3 protein-coding genes and 1 pseudogene are annotated in these 3,747 nt (G+C 43.6%); 1 reads left to right on the top strand and 3 read right to left on the bottom strand.

Annotated elements, in window-relative coordinates:
• Positions 1-73 precede the first annotated feature (73 nt).
• Positions 74-997: an ISL3 family transposase gene (locus ACFO3G_RS03695; protein ID WP_380078100.1), complete on the bottom strand. Its 924-nt coding sequence runs from the start codon at positions 995-997 to the stop codon at positions 74-76.
• Positions 998-1,105: 108 nt separating this feature from the next.
• Between ACFO3G_RS03695 and ACFO3G_RS03690 the strand changes: the two are divergent.
• Positions 1,106-1,417 (top strand): annotated as a pseudogene (locus ACFO3G_RS03690) (transposase); the annotation flags it as partial.
• A 215-nt stretch (positions 1,418-1,632) separates the two neighbouring features.
• Here the strand turns inward: ACFO3G_RS03690 and ACFO3G_RS03685 are convergent.
• Together ACFO3G_RS03685 and ACFO3G_RS03680 are read right to left on the bottom strand one after the other, a co-directional pair.
• The gene (locus ACFO3G_RS03685; protein ID WP_380078098.1) at positions 1,633-3,141 is read right to left on the bottom strand and encodes a leucine-rich repeat domain-containing protein; all 1,509 of its coding nucleotides are present in this window, start codon (positions 3,139-3,141) and stop codon (positions 1,633-1,635) included.
• 516 nt (positions 3,142-3,657) lie between these two features.
• Positions 3,658-3,747 (bottom strand): IS3 family transposase (locus ACFO3G_RS03680; protein ID WP_380078102.1); only part of this gene is annotated, 90 nt, incomplete at its 5' end.

The raw sequence follows: 3,747 nt of genomic DNA, 5'->3' as shown, positions 1-3,747 counted from the left end.
CCGGGCGGACGCCAATCCCCCCGGTGTTTTTCATGCCCGCCTGACGGATGAACAAAACAATGAATTGAAATGATTAATTTTGACTCAAAGATAAACCTCCTTTACACACTTTTTGGGATACTACCAGCACGTTCTCTAACCTTGTGCGATGAAGCGGATCCATTACGTCCGTTCCATTTGCTAGAAGTAAATACCTAACTCCTTTGATAACCTTACGCTTATTGAGGTCTGTCTCCTCTCTGTATAGGTCTCTGCGAAGAGCATCGATTTTCTCATTCATCAACTTCATAATATGAAAGTGGTCTAAGACTATCTGAGCTTTCGGTTGATACTCCATCACTGCGCTTATATAGGCTGGGGAAAGATCGCAACTGACTGCTTCAAGCGTTATCTTTCTACGTTTGAGCATTTCCCAAAAAGGGGTTAGGGCTTCTTTATCTTTGCCCGGATGACTATAAACAATCCGTCCCGTGTCGTGGTCTACGACAATGGTTTCATAAACGTGTCCTTTTCTAACAGCAAATTCATCTATGCCGATGCGTTTGAGACCTTTTAAGCTAGGGCTTTTGTAACGCTTGTTTAGGTAGTCTTTATGGATGCTTTTGATTAGATCCCAGCCGACACCTAGATGGTTCGCAACAGCCTTTATCGTTCCCATTCTAAGTAAGTCAATGACATGTTGCGCAAATCTATAGGTATAGGACTTGCCTTTCAATATCCCAGGGATCTTTTGCCAGCCGTCCCAATGGCAAGAGGTGCATTTATAGCGTTGGTTCGTCAGCTTGAGATAGCAACGGCGGGAGCCAATAGGTAAGGTTTGTATCTGTCGCTCTCTTGTTCCATTCTTGAGCAAGGTGTAGGAGTGGCAATGGGGGCAACGACAAAGCGTACGTGTGGGGCGTACGTGTATGATTGTTTTGTTACCTTTGTACTCACTGCGAGTACCGACAACGTCTCGTACTCCAAAATTGTAATATAGGAAGCTGGTTTCTATCATAAGTACTAAGAATAGTATTGGTTAACTTTTTCAAAGGTACTAAAGATAGAGCCAGCTTCTTTATTATCCCACTGTTAGGTCATCACACAGAATCTCGGAAGAACCGAAACGATGATATTAGCCGACAAGGGCTATACCTCCAAAAAGAATCGCACAGCTTTGAAGGAACTCAAACTAGAAGATGGTATCATGCACAAGGCTACACGAGGTAAGCCCCTTACAGAGAGTCAAAAGTCCTTGAACAGCTTAATCAGTGGCACTAGATGGGTTATTGAGCGCACCTTTGGCAGTATCATTCGCTGGTTTCATGGCGGACGATGTCGTTACCGAGGTCTTCGCAAGACCCATTATCAAAATCTTATCGAATCGTTGGCGTACAATCTCAAACGTGCGCCCCAGCTAATTATGCAACAAAGCTAAAATAAGCCCCTCTAGGAGGTCAAATAGACCTTCTAGAGGGGAAAAATGAAGCCAAGGCGTAGTCTAACTATACCAACAAGCGGACGATTTTTATGGTGAAAAACACAATCCGATCGTCCTAAGCCAGCTCGTGGGCTTTTTCAACAGTCTCATGTAGCTAGTCGCCCCCAGTTACAAAGCTGTAAGAGAGGACGACTAGGAGAGAATGAAAAGCGCTACTCTACCAAGACCTTTTGATACAGTAGGCCTCCTTGGTAAACTAAGGAGATCATGTATACTCCTGATGGGAGTAGAGCGGGAAGCTTAGTTGCTACCGTCTCTCCGCTAGCTCGAAAGACAGTAGCAGCACTATAGTCTCCTTCTATTGAGACTAGTTGACCTTGCACTCGAACTTGTGGAGCGTGAGATAAGACTTGGTCCACGGCCACTGTCCCTTGGTAAGGGTTATATCCATCGTTAGCGCCTGATTGGTAGTCGTATACGCTCCACCCTTTTTCCTTAGCTTGAGAGATGCTCGCTGGAGACGCTTGATTGAGATCATGGGGATCGGTGGTGTCTACAGCTATACAGAAAGCTTTGTCTACTGCCTCTCGAGTAGGCAACTGACTGAGAGTCTTATCCAAAGCACCTTCCGCTAGTCTGTTTGAGTAACAATAGATGTACGTTATGTTAGGACAAGAAGAGATATCCAACTCAGAGATTTGGGTCTCAGAACAGTCTAAGGTCATAAGAGCTGGTAGAGTCGAGAGATCTAGCGCCTTGAGCGGGTTCCTGCCACATACTAGGGTAGAGATGACTGAGGGGTTAGGCAGGCTAATCGTTGAGATTTTATTCTCCTGTACTTGTACGTCGTCTAGCTTATGCAGTTTAGACAGATCCATCTCAGTGAGCTGATTGCTTCCTAGCCATAGCTTTTGTAATTCAGGAAGATCCGATAGGTTGATAGTAGTTAGTTTGTTTTCATCGGCCTTAAGTTGTTTCAACAATGGGTGTGAGGAGAGCTTTAGCTCAGATAGATCGCAACGATTGGTATAGAGCTCTTCTAGTTTTGTCTGAAGAGTGAGATCTAGTGCCTGGAGCTTGGGATTGTCAAAGCAGTAAAGCTCTTTTAAGTTCGGCTGTGCCGAGAGATTTAGCTCCTGTAGGTTATTCTTGTTGCAGTAGAGCTTCTCTAGAGCTGAGTTATGAGACAGGTCTAGATGCTCTAGCTTGTTTTCACCACAAGCTAAGTAGGCAATTAGGTTGTTTTGAGACACGTCTAGCTCTGTCAGTTCATTCAGGGTGCAAGCTACCCAATTAAACTTTCCATAGATCGTAATCGTCTGTGAGCTAATGGCTGGCTTCCAAAGCTTATATGTCTGTATATTCTCTTCGCCCTTGTCGTAGACTCCGTTGCCATTTAGGTCAGCCCAAGCAGTGCCCTTGTCAGCTTTCTTTATACCCAGAGTCAATTGCCACTTGCCTTTGGTCTTTGCCGTCGTAAGTTTTATATAAGGCTGGTCCGTAGAGTATGGACTTGTATCCTCTTGACCCGTGAGGAGTTCCTTGACTTTGGAGGCATCGGCAAGTCTCCCTTGAGTCTCCTCAGTAGGTTGCCCCGTAGGGGGCGTTGCAGCCTGTACATTGAGCGTTTGAGCTGAGAGTGTTAAGCTCATACATACCATCAGTAGCGAGGAGGTTAGTAGTAATCTTGGTTTCATAGATTCTGTTAATTTAGTTGTCATACGTTTAGTTTTGTGTGTTAAGCTGAGCGTTTCCGCATCTCCAGCCAAAGCTGTTGGTCTATGTTTGATCGTTCCCTTTGTTGGAGTGTGTGAAGAGGACAGCGCATTGTTGATATATAGAGTAGTCCCCTTAGGTTGTCTTCATTAACTGAGAGTAGAATTGATAATGTATAAAAAAGACCTTCCACTTGCAAAGTTAAAAAACAAACTACAAACTACCAAACATTTCGCAGAAAACTTTTTCTCGTACATTCCACCCGCTAATGATTTCTTACACATACGAGTTCCAAAAACAGCTCCTCTCTTGGAACTTTTCGTTTCCTCCGTAGGAAAATTTTATCACCAACAACTCCAAATAAAGGAATACCTTCAGAAGTTGTTTTGGATGCTAAACTGATATATGGGTTACAAAGTCTAAAACAACTTCTTAAGTATTTGATAAAACAGTCCAATGTATTGAATGGGGGGAGGTGTGATATTGAAGTGCCCCCCAAAAGTTGGACGTTAAATTAAACGTTATAATTGTCTATAATGAGCTCGGTATTTTACCGGGCTCATTCCTTTTAACCTCAGTTTTATTCTTTTATTGTTATACCATTCTATATA

Source organism: Falsiporphyromonas endometrii (assembly GCF_042654485.1).
Lineage (GTDB): Bacteria > Bacteroidota > Bacteroidia > Bacteroidales > Porphyromonadaceae > Porphyromonas > Porphyromonas endometrii.
The sequence above is the reverse complement of the archived record's forward strand: the minus strand, read 5'-3'. Positions and strand labels throughout refer to the sequence as shown.

Bases quoted from the DNA above. Each gene is read 5' to 3' on its own strand.
- ACFO3G_RS03695 (WP_380078100.1), bottom strand. From the start codon at position 997: ATGATAGAAACCAGCTTCCTATATTACAATTTTGGAGTACGAGACGTT.
- ACFO3G_RS03685 (WP_380078098.1), bottom strand. From the start codon at position 3,141: ATGACAACTAAATTAACAGAATCTATGAAACCAAGATTACTACTAACC.